This window comes from Pseudoalteromonas sp. MMG013 (assembly GCF_018100885.1).
GTDB classification, from domain to species: Bacteria; Pseudomonadota; Gammaproteobacteria; order Enterobacterales; family Alteromonadaceae; genus Pseudoalteromonas; species Pseudoalteromonas aurantia.
This window is the reverse complement of sequence record NZ_JAGJEE010000118.1, coordinates 1-463: the sequence shown is the minus strand read 5'-3', so window position 1 is coordinate 463 and position 463 is coordinate 1. Positions and strand designations below refer to the sequence as shown.

Annotated in this window: 1 protein-coding gene; it reads left to right on the top strand. The window is 45.6% G+C overall.

Translation table 11 applies throughout. From position 1 onward, the window contains the following. Positions 1 to 463, top strand: a 463-nt coding sequence (locus J8L98_RS24610) for a hypothetical protein (protein ID WP_210998686.1), incomplete at both ends; no start/stop codon positions are given.

The following is a 463-nucleotide window of genomic DNA, read 5'->3' as shown; positions in this document are numbered from 1 at the left end:
CTTTGTTTAATAACCAAGTGTGGAATAAAGACGACTTAAGAAATGTGTCTACCTCAAGTGGTTTCACTTATGCGGTTGCGGGGCGGTTAGATAAGTATACGTATACTGATAATTCGGGCAGTACCAATCTTATTCAAGACTTTAAGAAAACCTACATTGGCCGAGAGGGGTATTTAGAGAAGACCTCATCAGGCACACCCAAAGCGGGGCATGAAGGCAGCATTAACCTGATGAAAGCAGAAACCACCTCAAGTTATGATGCCAATGGCAATCGCACGCGTATAGAGGAGCATGTTACCGATGCGCGTTATACACCAGAGGACCATGGTGCCGATGTGAATGCGCGCTATATGCGTTTTGATGCTGAAGGTAAGCTGTTATCAAAAGTGACAGGGACACAAAGCCGGTTGCTACGTGATTCAGATAGGACAGGCACTCGTAATGTGATTGACCCAAGTAACGG